The sequence below is a fragment of the Nocardioides cavernae genome, from assembly GCF_016907475.1.
In the GTDB taxonomy this organism is placed as follows: domain Bacteria; phylum Actinomycetota; class Actinomycetes; order Propionibacteriales; family Nocardioidaceae; genus Nocardioides; species Nocardioides cavernae.
In genome coordinates, this window is sequence record NZ_JAFBCA010000001.1 from 2,229,123 (window position 1) to 2,250,396 (window position 21,274).

The window sequence follows — 21,274 nt, forward strand, 5'->3', positions numbered from 1 at the left end:
CACCAGCACCACCCACAGCACGTCAGCAGCCGCCCGGTCCACACGACAGGGCGTCTCCCGACTGCGCCCTCGCGCGCCCCTGAATCCCGCACCCTTGCCCACGAGGAGGTCCGATGACCACCACTCCCGAAACCCCTGATGGCCGACGCGACCTGTCGGTCGGCATGGTGGGCTACGCCTTCATGGGCGCCGCGCACTCCCACGCCTGGCGCACCGCCCCCCGCTTCTTCGACCTGCCGCTCCGTCCCCGGATGGCCGCCGTCGCCGGTCGTGACGCCGAGGGCGTCCGCGCCGCGGCCGAGCGCCTCGGCTGGGAGTCGACCGAGACGTCGTGGCAGGCCCTGGTCGAGCGCGACGACATCGACCTCGTCGACGTGTGCACCCCCGGCCACACCCACGCCGAGATCGTGATCGCCGCCCTCGAGGCCGGCAAGCACGTCCTGTGCGAGAAGCCGCTGGCCAACAGCGTCGAGGAGGCCGAGGCGATGACCCGCGCCGCCGAGCGTGCGGCTGCCGACGGCGTACGCGCCATGGTCGGCTTCACCTACCGGCGCGTGCCGGCCATCTCCCTCGCCCGGCAGCTCGTCGCCGAGGGACGCCTCGGCACCCTGCACCACGTGCGTGCCCAGTACCTCCAGGACTGGATCGTCGACCCGCAGGCACCGCTGTCGTGGCGCCTGGAGAAGGACAAGGCCGGTTCCGGGGCGCTCGGCGACATCGGCGCCCACATCATCGACATCACCCAGTTCATCACCGGCGACACCATCACCCGCGTCTCCGGCCGGCTGCGCACCTTCGTCGACGAGCGGCCGCTCCCCAGCGAGCACGCCGGCCTCTCCGGCACGGCCGGCACGGGCACCGGCAAGGTCACCGTGGACGACGCCGCGACCTTCCTCGCAGACTTCCGCGGGGGAGCGATGGGCGTCTTCGAGGCGACCCGCTTCGCCTCGGGCCGCAAGAACGCGATCCGCATCGAGATCAACGGCTCGCGCGGCAGCATCGCCTTCGACTTCGAGGACATGAACGTCCTCCACTTCTTCGACGGCACGGAGGACGCCGGCACCGCCGGGTTCCGCCGGATCCTCGTCACCGAGGCCCAGCACCCTTACGTGGGTGCGTGGTGGCCGCCCGGCCACGTCATCGGCTACGAGCACGGCTTCATCCACCAGGCCGTCGACCTCGTCCGCGCGATCGCGGACGGCACCGATCCCACCCCAACCTTTGCCGACGGACTCCAGGTGCAACGCGTCCTGGCCGCGGTCGAGACCAGCTCTGACAACGATTCGTGGCAGGAGATCCCCGCATGACCGACTACACCCCGACCCCTGAGGACAAGTTCTCGTTCGGCCTCTGGACGGTGGGATGGCAGGGCACCGACGTGTTCGGGCCCGGCTCCCGTGCCCTCCTCGATCCGGTCGACGCGACCTACCAGCTCGCCGAGCTCGGCGCAGCCGCCGTCACCTTCCACGACGACGACCTCGTCCCCGACGACGACAAGCGCGACGCCGTGCTCGAGCGCTTCGAGAAGGCGCTGGCCGACACCGGCCTCGCCGTCGAGATGGTGACCACCAACCTCTTCGGACACCCGGTGTTCAAGGAGGGCGCGCTCACCGCCAACAACCGCGAGGTGCGGCGCTACGCGCTCGCCAAGGCGCTGCGCAACATCGACCTGGCGGCGTCCCTGGGCGCCAAGACGTTCGTGCTGTGGGGTGGTCGCGAGGGCGCCGAGCACGGAGCCGCCAAGGACGTCCAGGCCGCGCTCGACCGCTACAGCGAGTCGCTCAACCTGCTCTGCGCCTACGTCAAGGACCAGGGCTACGACATGCGGTTCGCGCTCGAGCCCAAGCCCAACGAGCCGCGCGGCGACATCCTGCTGCCGACCATCGGCCACGCCCTCGCGCTGATCTCCGAGCTCGACGACCCCGACATGGTCGGCCTCAACCCCGAGGTGGGCCACGAGGAGATGGCCGGCCTCAACTTCGCCCACGGCATCAGCCAGGCGCTGTGGCACGACAAGCTCTTCCACGTCGACCTCAACGGCCAGCACGGTCCGCGCTTCGACCAGGACCTGCGCTTCGGGGCGGGCAACGTGCGCGGCGCCTTCTGGACCGTCGACGCGCTCCTGGGTGCCGGCACCGGCAAGGCGTACGACGGCTACGTCCACTTCGACTTCAAGCCGCCGCGCGCCGAGGCGATGGACGGTGTCTGGGAGTCCGCCCGCGGGTGCATGCGCAACTACCTGATCCTGCGCGACAAGGTCCAGGCCTTCCGCGCCGACCCCGACGTCGTCGCGGCCCTCGAGGCCGCCGAGATCGGCACCCTGCGCACCCCGACCCTCGGCGAGGGGGAGTCGCTCGCCGACCTCCGCGCGGCGTCGTACGACGTCGAGGGCCTCGCCACCCGCAGCGTCGGCCAGGAGGCGCTCGACCAGCTCGCGCTCGAGCACCTGTTGGGAGTCCGCTGACCGACCACCGTGGGCCCGGCGGGCGCCGAACCCGCCGGGCACACACCTGTCCCGACCGCATGACCGCAGCACCGCTGGACCGCACGACAAGGGCCGAACGCCCGGGGACCCGCCCCGGAACTGATGGAGCGCACATCCGTCACCAGAGAAGGGATCGTGATGAACAGACTCATCACGCGACTGCAGAGGCGCTCCCGCGTCGCGGTCGGCTCCACCATGGCCTTGATCGTGTCGCTGCCGCTGGGCGCGACCATCGGGCTGGCCTCCACGGCCACTGCGGCACCGAGCCCCGAGCGCGCCGCCGCCACTGACACCCACGCGAAGAAGGCCCCCAAGGCGTCCGAGAAGGCCGCCACTGAAGAGACCGCGAGCACCCTGCGCGACGCGGTCCCGTGGACCGCCGACCCGAAGGCTTCCGCCGCCGCGGCCGCGGAGGAGTCGTTCGACGCGCTCCTCTTCTCCAAGACGGCTGCGTTCCGCCACTCCAACATCGACGAGGCGACGACCGCGATCCAGTCGCTCGCCGCGACCAACAACTTCACCGTGACGGCCACCGAGGACAGCAGCGCCTTCAACGACGCCAACCTCGAGCAGTACGAGGTCGTCATCTTCCTCTCCACCACCGGTGACGTGCTCAACCCGTCCGAGCAGGCCGCGTTCGAGCGCTACATCCAGGCGGGCGGCGGTTACGCCGGCATCCACGCGGCGTCCGACACCGAGTACGACTGGCCCTGGTACGGCAATCTCGTCGGCGCCTACTTCAACAACCACCCGGCGGGCACACCCACCGCGACCGTCAAGGTCGAGGACCCCGCGCACCCCTCCACCGCCGGCATCCAGCGCCGCTGGCAGCGCACCGACGAGTGGTACAACTTCCGGACCAACCCGGCGGCCAACCCCCGCACCAAGCTCCACGTGCTGGCGTCGCTGGACGAGACCACCTACGCCCCCGGCGGGGGTGCCATGGGCAACGAGCACCCGATCGCCTGGTGCCAGGACTACGACGGCGGCCGCAGCTGGTACACCGGCATGGGTCACACCGAGGCGTCCTTCGTCGACCCGGCCTTCCTCGGCCACATCCTCGGCGGCATCCAGACCGCCGCCGGTGTCGTGGACTCGGACTGCAAGGCGACCCTGACGCCCAGCTTCGAGAAGGTGGCCCTCGACGAGAACACCTCCAACCCCATGGAGCTCACCATCGCCGATGACGGTCGGGTGTTCTACATCGACCGCAACGGCGCCGTGCGCATCATCAAGGAGAACGGCAGCGTGCTGACCGCGGGCACGGTCCCGGTCTACACGGGCCAGGAGTTCGGCCTGCTCGGCATCGCGCTGGACCCCGACTTCGCCACGAACAACTGGGTCTACCTCTACTACTCGCCGACCGGCTCGGAGTCCGTCGACCGCATCTCGCGCTTCACGATGTCGGGCGACACGCTGCAGCTCAACACGGCGACGACGATCCTCGACGTCCCGACGCAGCGCAACGAGTGCTGCCACGCGGGTGGGTCGATGGAGTTCGACAACATGGGCAACCTGTACCTCGCCACGGGCGACAACACGAACCCGTTCGACTCCGGTGGCTACTCGCCGATCGACGAGCGTCCCGACCGCAGCGCGTGGGACGCCCAGCGCACGTCGGGCAACACCAACAGCCTCAACGGCAAGGTCCTCCGGATCACCCCGAAGGCCGACGGTGGCTACACGGTCCCCGCGGGCAACCTCTTCGACGAGGCGGCCGACACCCAGCAGAAGACCCGCCCCGAGATCTACGCCATGGGCTTCCGCAACCCGTTCCGCATCGGGCTCGACGAGCAGAACAACAACCTCCTCGTCGCCGACTACGGTCCCGACGCCGGCTCCGTGAGCGCCACCCGTGGGCCCAACGGCCGCGTGGAGTGGAACGTGCTGGACGAGCCGGGCAACTACGGCTGGCCCTACTGCGTGGGCAACAACACGCCCTACAACGACTACAACTTCGCCAGCAGCACCGCAGGTGCGACGTTCAACTGCAGCGCGCCGGTCAACGACTCGCCCAACAACACGGGCCTGACCAACCTGCCGCCGGCGAAGGCCGCGGTCATCTGGCAGAGCAACAACGCCTCGATCACCGGCACCCCGGAGATCGGGGCGAGCGGTGCCCCGATGACCTCGGGCACCTACTCCTACGACCCCGAACTCGACTCGGACCGCAAGTGGCCCGAGTACTTCGACAGCAAGGCGATCTGGGCCGACTGGAACAACAACCGACTGTTCACCGTGCAGATGAACGAGGCCGGCACCGGCTACACCGACATCAACCGGTTCCTCTCCAACCTGCCCATGCAGCGCCCGCACGCCCTGCAGTTCGGGCCGGACGGCGCCCTCTACATGATCGAGTGGGGGAGCGGCTTCAACGGCAACAACACGGACTCCGGCGTCTACCGCATCGACTACGTCGAGGGCAACCGCGCACCGGTGGCCAGGGCCACGACCAACCGCACGTCCGGTCCGGCCCCGCTGACGGTCGAGTTCGACGGGTCGGCATCGTTCGACCCCGACACCGGTGATGCCACGGGCCTCACCTACGCGTGGGACTTCACCGGCGACGGCACCACCGACGCCACCGAGCCGACCGCGAGCTTCACGTACACCACGGTGGGCAACTACACAGCCCGGCTGACGGTGACCGACGTGGACGGCCGCACGGGCACGACCAACATCGACATCACGGTCGGCAACACGGCCCCTAGCGTCGAGCTGGTCCTGCCGAAGGACGGTGGGTTCTTCGACTTCGGTGACTACGTCAACTACGAGGTGGTCGTCACCGACGCCGAGGACGGCGAGATCGACTGCGACGACGTCGTCGTCCAGCCGGGCCTCGGCCACGACCAGCACTCGCACGACTACGAGCAGTACACCGGCTGCGAGGGCTCGTTCCCGCTGCCCGGTGACGCCGGCCACGTGGGCGCCAACATCTTCGGCACCATCAAGGCCACCTACACCGACAAGGGCAACGGCGCGGCCGGGGCGCTCACCAGCGTCGACGGCATCGTCCTGCACACCAAGCACAAGGAGGCCGAGTTCTACGACGCCACCGGCCGCACCGGCAGCAACACCACCGGCTCGGCAGGTGTCACGACGCAGACCACGACCGACACGGGCGGTGGCCAGAACGTCACCGGCGTCGAGGCCGGCGACTGGTTCCGCTGGAACGTCATGAACCTCACCGGCATCACGGGCGTCACCATGCGCGCCGCGTCGAGCACCGCGGGCGCTTCGTTCGAGGTGCGCCAGGGCTCGCCCACCGGCACGGTGATCGGCACGCTCGACGTGCCCAACACCGGAGGCGCCCAGACCTACCAGGACGTGACGACGACGTTCAGCGGGGCCTCGGCCTCCAGCGAGGCGCTCTACTTCGTCGCCACCACGGGTGGGGCCAACGTCAACTGGCTCGAGTTCAAGGGCCGGGGCATCACCGACAACCAGCCGCCGGCGGTCGCCATCAACGCCAGCACCACCACGGGCGAGGTGCCGCTCCCGGTGTCGTTCACCAGCACGGTGACCGACCCGGACGGTGACACCCCGGTCACCTACGCCTGGAAGTTCGGCGACGGCGAGGCCTCGACCTCGACGGAGGCCAACCCCAGCCACACCTACACCGCTCCGGGCAAGTACGTCGTCTCGCTGACGGTCACCGACTCGCGGGGGGCCAAGAGCACCCGCACGACGGAGATCACCGCGACAGCCGCCAAGGACATCTGCTTCAGCGGACGCTCCGACGACTTCGTGGGCAACGAGCTCGACAGCACCAGGTGGAACCGCAACGTTCGGGTCAACCAGGCCATGACCGTGGCCGACGGGACGCTCAACATCCCGCTCACCAACTCGGACATCTACCAGACCACCAACACCACGCCGAACATCGTCCTGCAGGACCTGCCGGCCGGCAGGTTCGAGGTCACGACCAAGCTCACGCTGCCTGCCGTCCGCGGCTACCAGCAGGGTGGACTGATCGTCTACGGCGATGACAACAACTACCTCAAGCTCGTCTACTCGGGTCGATCCACGGCCGCGGCGGGCAGCAAGGCAGCCAACGTCATCCAGTTCGCCAAGGAGGTCAACGGCACGGCGTCGGAGTCCAACTCCACCAACCTCGGCGCGACCTTCCCCGACACCGTGTGGCTGCGGATGACGAGCACCGACGGCAACGTCGTCACTCCCACCTACAGCACCGACGGGGCCACGTGGCTCCCGATCACGACGTCGAACGGCACGGCCGCGCCCCGCGACCTGACCGGCATCACGGCACCCAAGGTCGGCCTGCTCGCCCTGGGCAGCACGGCTGCGGGAGCGGCTGACAACATCACCGCCGAGTTCGACTACTTCACCATCACGCCGGACGACACCGCTGTCGAGTGCAGCCCGCCGTGCGTCGTGGAGCAGTTCGACGGCAACGCGCTGGGCTCGGACTGGACGACGGTCCGCCCCAGCGGCAACCTCACGGTCTCCGGCAGCTCGCTGAAGATCCCGATGGAGGCGACCGACCTCTACCAGACGACGAACACCGCCCGCGACCTGGTCCTCCGCGACCTGCCGGAGGGTCCGTTCGTCACCACGACCAAGGTCACCGCACCGATCAACAGGTCCTACCAGTCGGCAGGCCTGCTCATCTACGGAGACGACGACAACTACCTCAAGCACGTCTTCCAGGGACGCAGCACCGACCCCAACGCCGCGTCCAACATCATCCAGACGGCTCGTGAGACCACTGGCACGGCCGTCGAGACCAACACGCCGGGCCTCGGGGCCGGGTTCCCGAGCACCGTGTGGCTGCGCCTGACCAGCGAGGACGGCATCGAGGTCCTCGGCAGCTACAGCACCGACGGTGAGTCGTGGACGGACATGGCGGCGGGCTACAGCCTCGCCGGCATCACCAACCCACGCATCGGCCTGCTCTCCGCCGCCAACCAGACGGCTGGAGCCGGGATCACGTCGAGCTTCGACTTCTTCACCCTCGGTGAGGACGACACCTGCGAGCCGGGTGGCGAGGAGCCGGGCGACACCACGGCGCCGACGACGACCATCTCCATCCCGGACGCCACCGGCCAGGCCGGTTGGTACACGACGCGGCCGTCGTTCACCCTGGCCGCTGCCGACGAGACGGACGGGTCGGGCGTCGCCTCGACCGAGTACCGCATCGCCGGGGGCGACTGGACGCCCTACACCGGTGCCGTCCAGGTCACGGGTGAGGGCTCACGCCTGGTCGAGTACCGCTCGACCGACGAGGCCGGCAACGTGGAGGCGACGAAGTCGCTGACGGTGAAGATCGACACGGTCGCACCGACCGCGACGATCAGCGTGCCGGCGGCCACGGGCACGGACGCGTGGCACACCAGCCGTCCGTCGTTCACCCTCGCTGCCACCGACGAGACGGGCGGGTCGGGCGTCGCCTCGACCGAGTACCGCATCGACGGCGGTAAGTGGGAGGAATACTCCATCGCGGTCCCCGTGACCGGTGAGGGCGAGCGCCTGGTTGAGTACCGCTCGACCGACGCCGCGGGCAACGTGGAGACGGCCCGGTCGCAGGCCGTCAAGGTCGACACCGCGCCTCCGGTCGTCACCAGTGCCGAGACCGGCGGCAGCACCAAGACGGTCACGCTGACCGCCACCGACGCCACCTCGGGCGTGGACAAGATCGAGTACAGCGTCGAGGAGGCGGGGTGGAAGGACTACACCGAGCCGCTGTCGTTCGACGAGCCGGGCACCTACCTGGTGCGCTACCGCGCGACCGACAAGGCGGGCAACACCGCCGGCGGTCAGCTCGAGGTCACGGTCAGCGAGCCGGGCGAGCCCGTCGAGCCGGCCAAGCCGTCGGTCAGCCTGACCACGGCACCCGCCGCGGCCAACGGCCGTGCCAACTGGTTCACCTCACCGGTCACCGTCTCCCTCACGGGAGCCGGCGGTGAGGGGAAGCTGGGCCTCGAGTACCGCATCGGTGGCAACGGCACCTGGACGGCGTACACCGCGCCGTTCCGGGTGGCCAATGACGGGGTCACCCTCGTCCAGGCTCGCGCGACCGACGCAGCAGGCACCACGTCGGCGATCAGCACGCTCACCGTCAAGATGGACGCCACCGCGCCCACCGTGGCCGTGGACGGCATCGCCGACGGGGCGAAGCTCGACGTCGCCGCGGTCCGCACCGCTCGGGTGAGGGTCTCGGACGCCACGTCCGGCGCCGCCGAGCAGGTGGTCCGTCTCGACGGCAAGGTGGTGAGCGCACCGGTGCGGATCGCTGCGATGTCACTGTCGCCGGGCACGCACGAGCTCGAGGTCACCGTCCTCGACGAGGCGGGCAACCAGGCGTCGCAGACCGTCACCTTCCGGGTGGTCGGGTCCTACGGCGCCGGCAAGAAGCTCGTCAAGCGGCTCGCCGACGAAGGACTCGTCGGTCCGAAGCTCGCCGCGAAGCTGAAGGAGGAGCTGGCGTCCGCCAAGCGTGCCGAACGGCGCAAGGACGCGGGCCAGGCCCTCCGGTCGCTCAAGAAGGTCGAGCGGCTCGCGTCGCGGGTGAAGGACAAGGAGGTGAAGCTCGCTCTCAAGCGCCTGTCGCGGACGCTGAAGTCCCAGCTGTAGGCGCCGGTCCGAGCACGAGACGTCCGAAGGTGGGCGGCTCGGCCAGCACATCACCCTCGGGTGAGGTGACCGGTGCGTACGCAGGATCGGCCCTGCGTGCGCCCCGGTGGCCGGGCCCCCGTCCGGGCGGGGGGTGGCGCCGCGAGGCGCCGCCCCCAAGCGGCCGGTGCCGGGACACGGCGCTCCGTCCCGGCACCGGTCCGCGCGACCACCACCCTGATCCACCTGACCAGCACGACCAGAACCAGCCGAACGCACCACCACACCCTGAGGAGCACACATGCCACGCCCCGTCACCCTGTTCACCGGCCAGTGGGCCGACCTGCCGTTCGAGGAGATGTGCAAGCTCGCGTCGGGCTGGGGCTACGACGGCCTCGAGCTCGCCTGCTGGGGCGACCACTTCGACCCGTGGGCGGCGGTGGAGGACGAGTCCTACGTCCCGGCCAAGCTCGAGATGCTCAAGAAGTACGACCTCCAGGTGTTCGCCATCAGCAACCACCTGAAGGGCCAGGCGGTCTGCGACGACCCGATCGACGCGCGCCACCGCGACATCCTGCCCGACCGTATCTGGGGCGACGGCGACGCCGAGGGCGTGCGCCAGCGAGCTGCGGAGGAGATGAAGATGACCGCCCGGGCGGCGCGCAAGCTGGGCGTCGACGTCGTGGTCGGCTTCACCGGGTCCTCGATCTGGAAGTACGTCGCCATGTTCCCGCCGGCCTCCCAGGCCCTCGTCGACGCGGGCTACCAGGATTTCGCGGACCGGTGGAACCCGATCCTCGACGTCTTCGACAGCGAGGGCGTCCGCTTCGCCCACGAGGTGCACCCGTCCGAGATCGCCTACGACTACTGGACCACGGTCGCGGCGCTCGAGGCCATCGGCCACCGCGAGGCCTTCGGTCTCAACTGGGACCCCTCGCACTTCGTCTGGCAGGACCTCGACCCGGTCGGCTTCCTGTGGGACTTCAAGGACCGGATCTACCACGTCGACTGCAAGGACGCGAAGCGTCAGGTCGGCAACGGCCGCAACGGCCGCATGGGCTCGCACCTGGCCTGGGCCGACCCCCGCCGCGGCTGGGACTTCGTGTCCACCGGTCACGGCGATGTCCCGTGGGAGGCGTCGTTCCGGATGCTCAACACGATCGGCTACGACGGCCCGATCTCCGTGGAGTGGGAGGACGCCGGGATGGACCGTCTCGTCGGAGCCCCCGAGGCGCTGGAGTTCGTGCGCCGGCTCGCCTTCGACGCGCCGACCGCGGCCTTCGACGCGGCGTTCTCGACCTCGTCCTGACCCCCTGATGTCCGCTGGGCCCCCGCCCATCCGTCCGAGGAGGACGACATGACCCCCACGCCCCAGGTGACGGCCAGGACAGGCGTGTGGTTCGTGGGTGCGCGGGGCTCGGTGGCCACCACAGCGGTGGTCGGTGCGTACGCCGTGGCGCATGGCCTCGCACCGACCACCGCTCTCGTGACCGAGCTGCCGGAGCTGGAGCCCGACGGCCTGCCGTCCCTCGCGGGGCTGGTCTTCGGCGGCCACGACGTCAGCTCCCACTCGCTGCCCAAGCGGGCGGAGGAGCTGGCTGCGGGCGGTGTCGTGCCACCCGCCCTGGTGGGTGCCGCCCGCTCCCACCTCGAGACCGTCGACGCCGAGGTGCGCCCGGGCCACGTCGCGGGCTCGGCCACCGCCGCCGAGGCGGTGGAGCGGCTCGCCGGCGACATCGCGGACTTCCGCGACCGGCACCACCTCGACCGGGTGGTCGTCGTCGACGTCGCCAGCACCCAGCCTCCGGTGCCGGACCCCGACTCGATGACGGTGGTCGACGACGCGCTGCCGGTCGGGGCGGTCTACGCGCTGGCGGCCTTCCGCGCCGGCGCGCCCTTCGTGTCGTTCACGCCCAGCCCGTGCCTGCGGCTCCCGGTCGTCGTCGAGGCTGCGCGTCGCAGCGGCCTGCCCTGGGCAGGCTGCGACGGCAAGACCGGGGAGACGCTGCTCAAGTCCGCGCTCGCCCCCATGTTCGTGATGCGGGCCCTCGAGCTGCGGTCGTGGACCTCGGTCAACCTCCTCGGCGGTGGCGACGGGGCGACCCTCGCCGACCCCGAGGCCGCGCGGAGCAAGACCGTCGCGAAGCGCAGCGGGCTCGACGCCATCGTCGGACGCCCCGTCCCGGGCCCCATGCACATCGACCAGGTGGAGGACCTGGGGGAGTGGAAGACGGCGTGGGACCACGTGCGATTCGACGGCTTCCTCGGCACCCGCATGACGCTCCAGCTCACCTGGGAGGGGTGCGACTCCGCGCTCGCCGCGCCGCTCGTCCTCGACCTGGCACGCCTGGTGTCCGCCGCGCACGCGGCCGGCCGGCCGGGTCCGCTGACTGCTCTCGCCTTCTTCTTCAAGGACCCCGTCGGCGCCACCGAGCACCGCCTGTCCCAGCAGTGGGACGACCTGGTGGCGTGGCGGGCGGGGCTCGGCTCATGACGGGCACGGCTGCGCGGCGAGGAGCCGTCCGGCTCGTCCTCGCGGCCGTGGCGACCGTCCTCTGCTGGGCCGCGGTGCCTCCGGCTGCGGCCCACGACGAGCTCCTCTTCTCCGACCCGTCCGAGTCGGGGGTGCTGCGTGCCATGCCCTCGCGGGCGATCCTCACCTTCACCGGTCCGGTCGCCGAGGTGCACGAGGTGACCGTCACCGGGCCCGACGGGAGCGTCGCCAACGGCACGCCCACCGCGACCGGACCCGAGGTCCGGCAGAACCTCTGGTCGGGTCCCGACGGTGCCTACACGCTGACCTATGACGTCGTGTCCTCCGACGGCCACGAGATGGCCGGCGAGATCCGCTTCGAGGTGGGCGACGGCACGCCCGACGAGGTGGGAGCGGCGTCCTCGTCGTCCGGCGACGGCGACGACCCCGACGGAGTGCTCCGCGGGGTCGTCGTGCCGGCCGGCGTGGTGCTGCTGTCCGGGGCCTGCGCGCTGGTCATCCGGCACCGGCGCCGCGCTGCCCCGAGCGCGACCTAGCCGGATCTAGCCGGCGGGCTTCACCGCCAGCACGGCGCAGTCCGCACCGAGCAGGATGCGCTGCGCGACGCTGCCCATGAGCAGCTTGCCCACGGGGGAGCGCCGGCGCAGGCCGATCACGACGAGGTCGGCGGAGGCGTCCTGGGCCACCGCGAGGACCTGGTCGCCGACGTCGGCGCCCATCGAGCGTCGTACGTCGACCTCGACGCCGCTGGAGGCCAGCTCCGCGGTCAGGCGGCCCAGCTGCTCGTCGTCGGCGAAGCGGTCGTCCACCAGCGCGTCACCGCGGGTGGCGTTGACCACCACTACGCGACCTCCGCGGAGCCTCGCCTCCTCGACGCCGCGGTGCAGCGCGACCTCGCCGAACTCGTCGGGCGTCCAGCCCACCACGATCACGCTCGCACGGTCGTTCATCGCACCTTCTCCTCCGTCTGGGTGTCGTCGGTCGTCAGGCTCTGGTCCGCGGCCACCGCGGCGGGGGTCGGGCGCAGCCGGCGCACCGCGAACGGTGCGACCACGGCGATCGACACCACCACGTAGATCACGATGGCGAGCGGCTCGCTCCACAGCGCGGAGACGTCACCACCCGAGATGGCCATCGCCTCGCGGAGCCGGAACTCCATGAGCGGCCCGAGGATCACGCCGAGGATCAGCGGCAGGACCGGGAGCGCGAAGCGCCGCATCATCAGGCCGAGGAGGCCCAGCAGGAGCAGCAGGAAGAGGTCGAACGCCTGCAGGTTGGCGGCGTACGCACCCAGGGCGGCGAAGAACAGGATCCCCGCGTAGAGCTGGGGGCGCGGGATGCGCAGCAGCTTGGCCCAGAGCGGGGCGAGCGGCAGGTTGAGCACCAGCAGCAGCACGTTGCCGATGAGCAGGCTGGCCAGCAGGGCCCACACCAGCTCCGGCTGGTCGGTCATCAGCCCGGGACCGGGCTCGATGCCGTAGCCCTGCAGGGCGGCCAGCATGACGGCGGAGGTGGCCGTCACGGGCAGGCCCAGCGCGAGCAGCGGGACGAAGGTGCCGGCGGCCGAGGCGTTGTTGGCCGCCTCCGGGCCGGCCACGCCCTCGATCGCGCCCTTGCCGAAGTCGTCGTGGCCCTTGCGGGCGGCGATCCGCTTCTCGGTGATGTAGGACAGGAACGTCGGGATCTCGGCGCCGCCGGCCGGCAGCGCGCCGAACGGGAAGCCGTACGCCGTGCCGCGCAGCCAGGGTCCCCACGACCGCTTCAGGTCGGAGCGGCTCATCCACGGGCGTCCGACGGGGATGACGTGGGCGGGGCTGCGACGCAGGTGGGCAGCGACCCAGAGTGCCTCGCCCAGGGCGAAGATGCCGACCGCGACGACGACCACGTCGATGCGGTCCGCCAGCAGCGGCTGGTCGAAGCTCAGCCGCGACTGGCCGGTGTTGAGGTCGAGGCCGACCAGGCCGATGGTGAGGCCGAGGAAGAGCGCGATGAAGCCGCGCAGGGGCGATCCGCCGAGCACGCTGGTGACCATGACCATCGCCAGCACCATGAGGGCGAAGTAGGACGGGGCGCCGATCTCGACCGCCACCGATGCCAGTGCCGGGGCGAAGAACACGACGAGGAGCGTGCCGATCGTGCCGGCGATGAAGGAGCCGATCGCCGCGGTCGCGAGCGCCTGTGCGGCTCGTCCGGCCCGTGCCATGAGGTTGCCCTCGAGGGCCGTCATCACCGACGCGGACTCGCCGGGCGTGTTGAGCAGGATCGCGGTGGTCGAGCCGCCGTACATGCCGCCGTAGTAGATGCCGGCGAACATGATGAAGGCCGAGATCGGCTCGAGGCCGTAGGTCACGGGCAGCAGCAGCGCGACCGCCATGGCCGGGCCGATGCCCGGCAGGACGCCGACGAAGGTGCCGAGGAGCACGCCGATGACGGCGTAGAGCAGGTTCTCCGGGGTGAGGACGGAACCGAAGCCGTCCACGAGCAGTCCGAGGTTCTCCATCAGAGCACCCCGTCCAGGATCCCGGCCGGGAGGATGACGCCCAGGCCCTCGTGGAAGAAGTACCAGCTGGCCACGGAGAGCACGAAGCCGACGATGACGTCACGCACGAGCGTGCGGCTCCCGAGGGACCACGCCGATCCGATGAACAGCAGCGCCCCGCTCACGGCCCAGCCGAGAAACGTGATCGTCAGGACGGTGAACAGCAGCACCCCGACCAGCTTGAGGACGGTCGTCCAGTCGGCGGGGTGGCGCAGGTCGACGTCCTCGCCGCCCTCCGCCTGGGGCACGTCGCCACGCAGGGTGGCGATCACCAGCAGGATGCCGAGCAGCACGGTGACGGCGCCGATGACGTAGGGGAAGACGCGCGGACCGACCGGGTCGCCGAAGCCGACGCGCAGCGTGGTGGCCTCCCAGAAGGTGTAGGCGCCGACGACGACCAGCAGCGCGGCGAGGCCGAGCTGGGCGAGGTCGCGGTCGGGACCGGGTGTCTCCCGCGGGGACTCCGCGGTAGTGGGGGTGTCGAGTGATGTGCTCACAGCAGGTCCAGCTCCTCGAGGGTGGTGGCGACGCGCTCGTCCTGCTCCTGGAGGAACGTCGTGAACTCGTCGCCGGTCTTGAACTCGTCGATCCAGCCGTTGTCCTCGAGGGCTTGCTTCCACTCGGGGGTGTCGTGCATCTCCTCGAGCATCGCGATCAGCTCGTCACGCCGCTTGTCGCTGATGCCGGGGGGCGCGAAGACGCCGCGCCAGTTGGTGAAGACCAGGTCGATGCCGGCCTCGGTCAGGGTGGGGGACTCGCTGACCCCCTCGCCCTTGAGCCGCTCCTCGCCGGACACGGCCAGCAGGCGCAGCTCGCCGGAGGACAGCGGCCCCTCGAACTCGCCGACGCCGGAGAAGCCGACGTCGATCTTGTTGCCGAGCAGGGCGGTGGTCAGCGGGCCGCCGCCGTCGTACACGACGTAGCGCAGCTCGCGGGGGTCGACGCCGACCGCGGTGGCCAGCTGCATCGGGAACAGGTGGTCGGGGCCGCCCGGTGACGACCCGCCGCCGATGACGACCGAGTCGGGGTCCTCCTCCCAGGCCGCGACGAGGTCGTCGATCGTCTTGAAGGGCGAGTCGGCCGGGACCAGCACGCCCTCCTGGTCCTCGATGAGCTGGGCCAGCGGCGTCGCGTCGTCGAGCTTGTAGGGGGCGCCGAAGGAGTAGAGCGACCCGACGACGCCGAGGCCGGCGGTCATCATGGTGCGCTCGTCGCCCTCGGCGTTCATCAGTCGCGTCATGGCGACCGAGCCGCCGGCGCCGATCACGTTGGTGACCTCGAACGAGCCGGGGCTGATGTCGGCGTTCTCCATCACCGCGATGGCGGTGCGACCGGTCTGGTCGTAGCCTCCACCCGGGCTGTTGGGGATCAGCATCGTGAGGTCGTCGGCGCTCTGGGGCCCACGGGTCACCCCACAGCCGGTGGCGAGCAGCACGACGCCGGCGAGGGCCGTCAGCGCGGCCGCGGCCCGCCTGGTCCTCCCGGTTCGCCCGTTCCGCCTGGTGCTTTGGCGCAGCATGTGGTCTCCATCTCTCGGATCGGTTCCGACGTGACGATGGTGGGAGACTCCTGTGGCGGACGTCACGGTTGGGTAAGCAATGGAGGTTGTGGAACTTGTGGTCACGCTCGCGCTGGTGGCCGGCGACGCTCGCCGGCCAGTTCCTGGTGCTGCAGCTGACGGTGCTCCTCGCCGTCGTGGCGCTGGCGAGCATCGTGTCGGTGCAGCAGAGCGACGCCGACTTCCGTGACACCCGCGGTGCTCGGCTGCGCGCGGCGGCGGAGTCGATGGCCAACACCGCGGTCGTCCGCGACGCCTTCGTCGCGGACCGGGTCGAGAGCAGACGCGGGACGCTGACGTCGTACACCCAGCGGGTGCGCACCAACGTGCAGGCCAGCGGCGTCTACCTCACCGACCCCGAGGGGCGGGTGCTCGTCAGCAGCGACTTCGGCGGTCGCGACCAGCACATCGACCTCGGCTCGAGCACCGTGCAGCAGCTGCGCACGTGGACCGGTGACGTCGACGACTTCGGCGAGCGCGCGATCGCGGCCCAGGTGCCGATCATCGACGACCAGGGCGACCTCGTCGGGATCTCGATGGTGGCCCAGTCCTACCCGTCGTGGACCGAGCGGGCCCGCAGCGTGCTGCCCGACCTCCTCACCTTCGCCGGGTTCGCCCTGGGGCTCGGCGTGGCCGGGGCGTTCCTGCTCTCGCGGCTGATCCGCCGTCGTACGCGCGGCCTGGAGCCCGCAGCGATCGCGGCCCTGGCCGACCAGCGTGAGGCGCTCCTGCACTCGATCCGCGAGGGCGTGGTCGCCGTGGCCGACGACGGCACCGTCACCGTGCTGAGCGACAGCGCGCGCGAGCTCATCGGCCTCGACGGCGACGTCGAGGGCCGCCGGGTCGACGACCTCGACCTCGACCCGGCCGTGCGCGACCTGCTGTCCGACGACGCGGCGATCCGCGACCACGTCGTCGTGCTGGGTGAGCGGGTGCTGGTGGTCAACCGCAACCCGGTCGTCGAGGGCGGGCGGCGCGTCGCGTCGGTGACGACCCTGCGTGACCGCACCGAGCTGCTCGCGCTGCAGAGCGAGCTCAGCGCACGCGAGTCGATCACGAACACCCTGCGGGCGCAGACCCACGAGTTCCACAACCAGCTCCACACCATCTCCGGTCTCGTGCAGCTCGGGGAGTACGACGAGGTGTCGCGGCTCGTCGGCACGCTGAGCCGGCGCCGCCGGGAGATCTCCGACGCGGTGCTGGCGCACGTCGAGGACCCGGCCGTCGCGGCGCTCCTCATCGCCAAGACGAGCCTCGCGGTCGAGCGGGGCGTCGACCTCCGCATCGCCGCCGACAGCAGCCTGCCCCGGCTCGACCCCGAGGCCTCCACCGACGTCGGCACGGTGCTGGGCAACCTGGTCGACAACGCCGTCGACGCGTCCGTGTCGGTCGGCGGCACGTCGGTGGAGGTCGCGTTGAGCCTCGAGGGCGACGTGGTCCGGGTGGCGGTGGCCGACACCGGCCCCGGTGTCCCGCCGGACGAGGTGGGCCGGATCTTCCGCCGCGGCTGGAGCTCCAAGGGGCCGACGGTCGAGGGGCGGGGTGTCGGACTGGCGCTCGTGCAGGTCGTCTGCGAGCGTCGGGGAGGCTCCGTCGGAGTCGGTGCCGGCGAGGACGGCACGGGCGCGGTCTTCGAGGTGCGGTTGCCGGGAGTGGAGGTCGGGTGAGTGCGACGGACGACCTGACGGTGCTGGTGGTCGACGACGACTTCATGGTCGCGCGCATCCACACCCAGTTCGTGGAGCGCACCGAGGGCTTCGTCGTCGTCGGGGTCGCCAGCAGCGGCCAGGCCGCCCTCGACGACATCGCCCGCCTGCGACCCGACCTGGTGCTGCTCGACGTCCACCTTCCCGACATGACCGGCATCGACGTGCTGCGGCGGCTCCGGGGCGGTGGGGACGACGTCGGGGTGCTGATGGTGACCGCCGCGCGTGAGGCCGACACGGTCCGGGCCGCGGCGTCCGGGGGAGCGGTCCACTACCTCGTCAAGCCGTTCGACTACGAGGACCTGCGCGTCCGGCTGGAGACCTTCCGCGCCGCGCAGCTCGCGCTCTCCGGATCGGGGGCGCCCGGCCAGGACGACATCGACGCGGTGTTCGGCGCCGCCGCGGCGGCCCCGTCGCCGCCGGTGAGCCTGCCCAAGGGACTCAGCCCGGAGACCGCCGAGGCGGTGCAGGACGCGCTCCGCAGCGCCGGCGAGCTCTCCGCGGCGGAGTGCGCGGACCTCGTCGGCATCTCCCGCGTCTCCGCGCGCCGCTACCTCGAGCACTTCGTCGCCCGCGGAGCCGCCGTCGTACGCCTGCAGTACGGCGGAGCCGGACGCCCCGAGCGCCGCTACCGCCCGGCCGGACAGGCCTAGTCAGCCGCGAGCCCGGTGCACGACCGGGATCGCGGCCGCGGTCTCCCGGGCGTCGACGGCGGTGTCCGATTTCCGCTGGTGCAGGGTGCCTCCGGGTGACAGGCTCGGGTCATGACACCGACCGGGCACCTCGACACCGAGGCCTGCTACCGCGCCGTCAGCAGCAGGGACCGCCGCTTCGACGGGGTGTTCTACACCGCCGTCCGGACCACCGGCATCTACTGCCGGCCCTCGTGCCCGGCGCGGACCCCGGCACCGGGCAACGTCACGTTCCACCCCACCGCCGCGAGTGCGCACGCCGCCGGCTTCCGCGCCTGCAAGCGCTGCCTGCCCGACGCGACGCCCGGCAGCCCGGAGTGGGACGTCGCCGCCGACGTCGCCGGGCGTGCGATGCGCCTGATCGCCGACGGGCTCGTCGACCGGGAGGGGGTCGACGGGCTGGCCCGCCGGGTCGGCTACACCCCGCGCCACCTCGGCCGCCTCCTGACCCAGGAGCTCGGCGCGGGTCCGCTGGCGCTGGCCCGGGCGCGTCGCGCCCAGAGCGCGCGGGTGCTCATCGAGACCACCGACCTGCCGCTGACCGACGTGGCCTTCGCGGCCGGCTTCGCCAGTGTCCGCCAGTTCAACGAGACCCTCCGCGAGATCTACGCGTCCTCGCCCAGCGAGCTGCGTGGTCGTCGTACGGGCGCCCGCAGCGCCGGCGCCGTCACCATGCGGCTGCCCGTCCGCACCCCGTTCGCCGGGCGGCGGATGCTCGACTTCCTCGCCCACCACCTCGTGCCGGGCGTCGAGGTCGCCGCACCCGGCTGGTACGCCCGCACGCTCGACCTGCCCCACGGCAGCGGCACCGTGCGCCTCGAGCTGGTCGACCTCCCTGACACCTCGGACCGCTCCGGCGGTGGGACCGGCTTCGTCACCGCCGAGTTCCGGCTCGAGGACCTGCGCGACACCGCGGCCGCCAGCGAGCGCGTACGCCGCCTGCTCGACGCCGACTGCGACCCGCGCGCGGTGGACGAACACCTCGCCGCCGACCCGGTGCTCGGCGACCTCGTCCGCGCCGCCCCGGGACTGCGCGTCCCCGGGCAGGTCGACGGCGACGAGACGGCGATCCGCACGGTCATCGGCCAGCAGGTCAGCGTCACCGGCGCGCGCACGGTCGCTGGACGGCTCGTGGCCGAGCACGGACGAGCCATCCAGTCCGAGGTCCCGGGACTGACCCATCTCTTCCCCGACGCCGCGACCCTCGCGGCGGTCGACCCGACCACGCTGCCGATGCCGCGCGCGAGGGGCCGGGCGCTCGTCGGGCTGGCCGCGGCGCTCGCCGACGGGAGGGTCCTGCTCGACCGGGGCCCCGACCGCGACGACGTACGACGCGCGCTGCTGGAGCTGCCCGGCATCGGCCCCTGGACGGCGGACTACGTCGCGATGCGGGCGCTCGGGCATCCTGACGTCTTCCTTCCCACCGACCTCGCGGTGCGCCGGCTGCTGGTGGAACTCACCACGCCCGAAGGCGGCGACCCGGACCCCGAGCGCTGGAGGCCGTGGCGCTCCTACGCCCTGATGCACCTCTGGAACACCCTGATGCCCGACACCCCCGCGCCGTCCCGCGCTGATGAGGAGAACTGACATGTGGACCGTGATGCCCTCACCCGTGGGCGACCTGCGCATCGTCGAGCGCGACGGCTCGATCGTGGCGATCGAGTTCTCCCCGTTCCGCCAACCGGTGGACGGCCGGCCGCTGGGCGAGCGCTCCGACGACGACCCCGTGCTCGCCGAGGCCGTGCGACAGCTGACGGCGTACTTCGAGCGCGAGCTGACCGACTTCGACCTGCCGCTCGCGCCGGTCGGTACCGACTTCCAGCGCCGCGTGTGGACCCAGCTCGGGCTCATCGGCTACGGCGAGACCGCGTCCTACGGCCAGATCGCCGGCCGGCTGGGCATGACCAACGCGGCCTCGCGAGCGGTCGGCCTGGCCAACGGTCGCAACCCGATCCCGATCGTGGTGCCGTGCCACCGCGTCATCGGCGCCAACGGCACCCTGACCGGGTACGCCGGCGGGCTCGAGCGCAAGCAGCAGCTGCTGGAGCTGGAGCAGGACGCGCTCTTCTGAGTCACGTGGGCCTGGCCAGATCGAGCAGGACCCACGGCTGAGGGACGAAGCCGTGACGGGTCGCGTCGAGATCTAGGACGGCCCGTCCGCCATCGCCACCAGGGTCCGCAGCTCTGCCTTCTCCGAGTCGTCGAGCCAGCTCGCCTCGATCCCGTCGAGGGCGAGCTCGACCATCTGGTCCCAACCCCAGCCGAAGGCCTTCGCCACGGCGGCGTACTCCCGGCCGAGGTCGAGGTCGCTCAGTGCCGGGTCGTCGGTGTTGACGGTCGCGAGCAGACCGGCCGCGCGCATCTGGGGGAGGACATGGTCCTCGAGACGTTCGAAGCAGTGGGCGATGACGACGTTGGACGTCGGACAGACCGTGATCGGGATGCGCTCCTCGACCATCCGCGAGGTCAGCACGGCATCGTCGAGGACCGGCACGCCGTGGTCCACCCGTTCGAGTCCGAGGGCGTCGAGGCAGTCGGCGATCTGCTGCGCGCCGGAGTTCTCCCCCTGGTGGCCGGTCAACCGGAGTCCCGCGACGCGGGCGACGTCGTAGGCCGGTGCGTAGGTCGTGGAGTCGACGGCGAGCTCGGTCGAGTCCATGCCGATGCCGATCACCCGGTCCGTGCCGGGTGCTCGCGCCGACCTCAGGTCGACCAGCTCGTCGACGAGCTGTCGACCGGCCTCCGGGCCGAACGCACGGTCCATGTCGGCGATCAACCGGCACGTCGTGCCGGTCTCCGCCTCGGCCGCGCCCAGGCCCTCGTCGAGCCCGGCGACGATGACTGCGAGGTCCTGGCCGCCCGCGAGATGGCGGGCCGGGGTGAAGAAGCACTCCTGGTGGACGACGCCGTGCCGGGCGCTGTCCGTCACCGCCTCGTAGGCCAGACGGGCCCAGTCGTCGCGATCGACGAGGGTCGACTGGACGAGCCAGAAGACAGCGAGGAACTCGTCGAGCGAGGAGTAGGTGTAGAGCTCCGAGGGGTCGTCGCTCGGAAGGGTGACGCCGTTCTTGCGGGCCAGCTCGACCATCGTCGTCGGCCGCATCGTGCCCTCGACGTGGCAGTGCAGGTCGACCTTGGGCAACGCGTCGAGTGCGCGCGCGAGCGCCTCCATGCGCGCATCGTCCCACTGGCCCGCCCCTTCGTCACCGCGCACGCGGAGCGGTCTG

At 71.4% G+C, this 21,274-nt stretch carries 15 protein-coding genes; 10 read left to right on the top strand and 5 right to left on the bottom strand.

The genetic code is table 11. The features are described from left to right. Positions 1-113 precede the first annotated feature (113 nt). From JOD65_RS10420 to JOD65_RS10460, 6 genes are all read left to right on the top strand, one after another. Positions 114-1,307 (top strand): Gfo/Idh/MocA family protein, encoded by a 1,194-nt coding sequence (locus JOD65_RS10420; protein ID WP_191196647.1) that lies wholly within the window; start codon positions 114-116, stop codon positions 1,305-1,307. Next, positions 1,304-2,464 carry a xylose isomerase gene (gene xylA / locus JOD65_RS10425; RefSeq protein ID WP_191196648.1) on the top strand — a complete coding sequence of 387 codons (1,161 nt, stop codon included), beginning with the start codon at positions 1,304-1,306 and terminating at the stop codon, positions 2,462-2,464. The genes JOD65_RS10420 and xylA overlap by 4 nt, the downstream gene beginning before the upstream one ends. 159 nt (positions 2,465-2,623) lie before the next feature. Continuing rightward, positions 2,624-9,079 carry a ThuA domain-containing protein gene (locus JOD65_RS23255; protein ID WP_191196649.1) on the top strand — a complete coding sequence of 2,152 codons (6,456 nt, stop codon included), beginning with the start codon at positions 2,624-2,626 and terminating at the stop codon, positions 9,077-9,079. A gap of 280 nt (positions 9,080-9,359) precedes the next feature. Then, positions 9,360-10,367, top strand: a complete 1,008-nt coding sequence (locus JOD65_RS10450) for a sugar phosphate isomerase/epimerase family protein (protein WP_191196650.1) — start codon at positions 9,360-9,362, stop codon at positions 10,365-10,367. A 48-nt stretch (positions 10,368-10,415) separates the two neighbouring features. Then, a complete protein-coding gene (locus JOD65_RS10455) occupies positions 10,416-11,552 on the top strand; it encodes an inositol-3-phosphate synthase (RefSeq protein WP_191196651.1) in 1,137 nt (378 codons plus the stop codon). Beyond that, positions 11,549-12,088, top strand: a complete 540-nt coding sequence (locus JOD65_RS10460; RefSeq protein ID WP_191196652.1) for a copper resistance CopC family protein — start codon at positions 11,549-11,551, stop codon at positions 12,086-12,088. Before JOD65_RS10455 ends, JOD65_RS10460 begins: the two co-directional genes overlap by 4 nt. A 6-nt stretch (positions 12,089-12,094) precedes the next feature. Here the strand turns inward: JOD65_RS10460 and JOD65_RS10465 are convergent, their stop codons facing one another. Genes JOD65_RS10465 through JOD65_RS10480 form a run of 4 tightly spaced genes read right to left on the bottom strand, consistent with a single transcriptional unit; the run spans position 12,095 to position 15,610 of the window. Beyond that, on the bottom strand, positions 12,095-12,502 hold the full coding sequence (locus JOD65_RS10465) for a universal stress protein (RefSeq protein ID WP_204811101.1): 408 nt from the start codon (positions 12,500-12,502) through the stop codon (positions 12,095-12,097). Beyond that, entirely contained in the window at positions 12,499-14,052 is a 1,554-nt protein-coding gene (locus JOD65_RS10470; RefSeq protein WP_191196653.1) for a tripartite tricarboxylate transporter permease, read from the bottom strand. Before JOD65_RS10470 ends, JOD65_RS10465 begins: the two co-directional genes overlap by 4 nt. Further along, positions 14,052-14,588 carry a tripartite tricarboxylate transporter TctB family protein gene (locus tag JOD65_RS10475; protein ID WP_191196654.1) on the bottom strand — a complete coding sequence of 179 codons (537 nt, stop codon included), beginning with the start codon at positions 14,586-14,588 and terminating at the stop codon, positions 14,052-14,054. The genes JOD65_RS10470 and JOD65_RS10475 overlap by 1 nt, the downstream gene beginning before the upstream one ends. Continuing rightward, a complete protein-coding gene (locus JOD65_RS10480; protein WP_191196655.1) occupies positions 14,585-15,610 on the bottom strand; it encodes a Bug family tripartite tricarboxylate transporter substrate binding protein in 1,026 nt (341 codons plus the stop codon). The genes JOD65_RS10475 and JOD65_RS10480 overlap by 4 nt, the downstream gene beginning before the upstream one ends. 95 nt (positions 15,611-15,705) lie before the next feature. Here JOD65_RS10480 and JOD65_RS10485 point away from each other — a divergent pair, with 95 nt between their 5' ends. The 4 genes from JOD65_RS10485 to JOD65_RS10500 all read left to right on the top strand — a co-directional run bounded on the left by JOD65_RS10485 (position 15,706) and on the right by JOD65_RS10500 (position 20,118). Beyond that, positions 15,706-17,316 carry a sensor histidine kinase gene (locus JOD65_RS10485; RefSeq protein ID WP_204811103.1) on the top strand — a complete coding sequence of 537 codons (1,611 nt, stop codon included), beginning with the start codon at positions 15,706-15,708 and terminating at the stop codon, positions 17,314-17,316. Beyond that, a complete protein-coding gene (locus JOD65_RS10490; RefSeq protein ID WP_307821078.1) occupies positions 17,313-18,008 on the top strand; it encodes a response regulator in 696 nt (231 codons plus the stop codon). Before JOD65_RS10485 ends, JOD65_RS10490 begins: the two co-directional genes overlap by 4 nt. Before the next feature lie 111 nt (positions 18,009-18,119). Then, the gene (locus JOD65_RS10495) at positions 18,120-19,634 is read left to right on the top strand and encodes an AlkA N-terminal domain-containing protein (protein WP_191196657.1); all 1,515 of its coding nucleotides are present in this window, start codon (positions 18,120-18,122) and stop codon (positions 19,632-19,634) included. 1 nt (position 19,635) lies between these two features. After that, positions 19,636-20,118: a methylated-DNA--[protein]-cysteine S-methyltransferase gene (locus JOD65_RS10500; protein ID WP_191196658.1), complete on the top strand. Its 483-nt coding sequence runs from the start codon at positions 19,636-19,638 to the stop codon at positions 20,116-20,118. A gap of 72 nt (positions 20,119-20,190) precedes the next feature. Here JOD65_RS10500 and add read toward each other — a convergent pair whose 3' ends face one another. Beyond that, on the bottom strand, positions 20,191-21,219 hold the full coding sequence (gene add / locus JOD65_RS10505) for an adenosine deaminase (RefSeq protein WP_191196659.1): 1,029 nt from the start codon (positions 21,217-21,219) through the stop codon (positions 20,191-20,193). Positions 21,220-21,274: the final 55 nt, after the last annotated feature.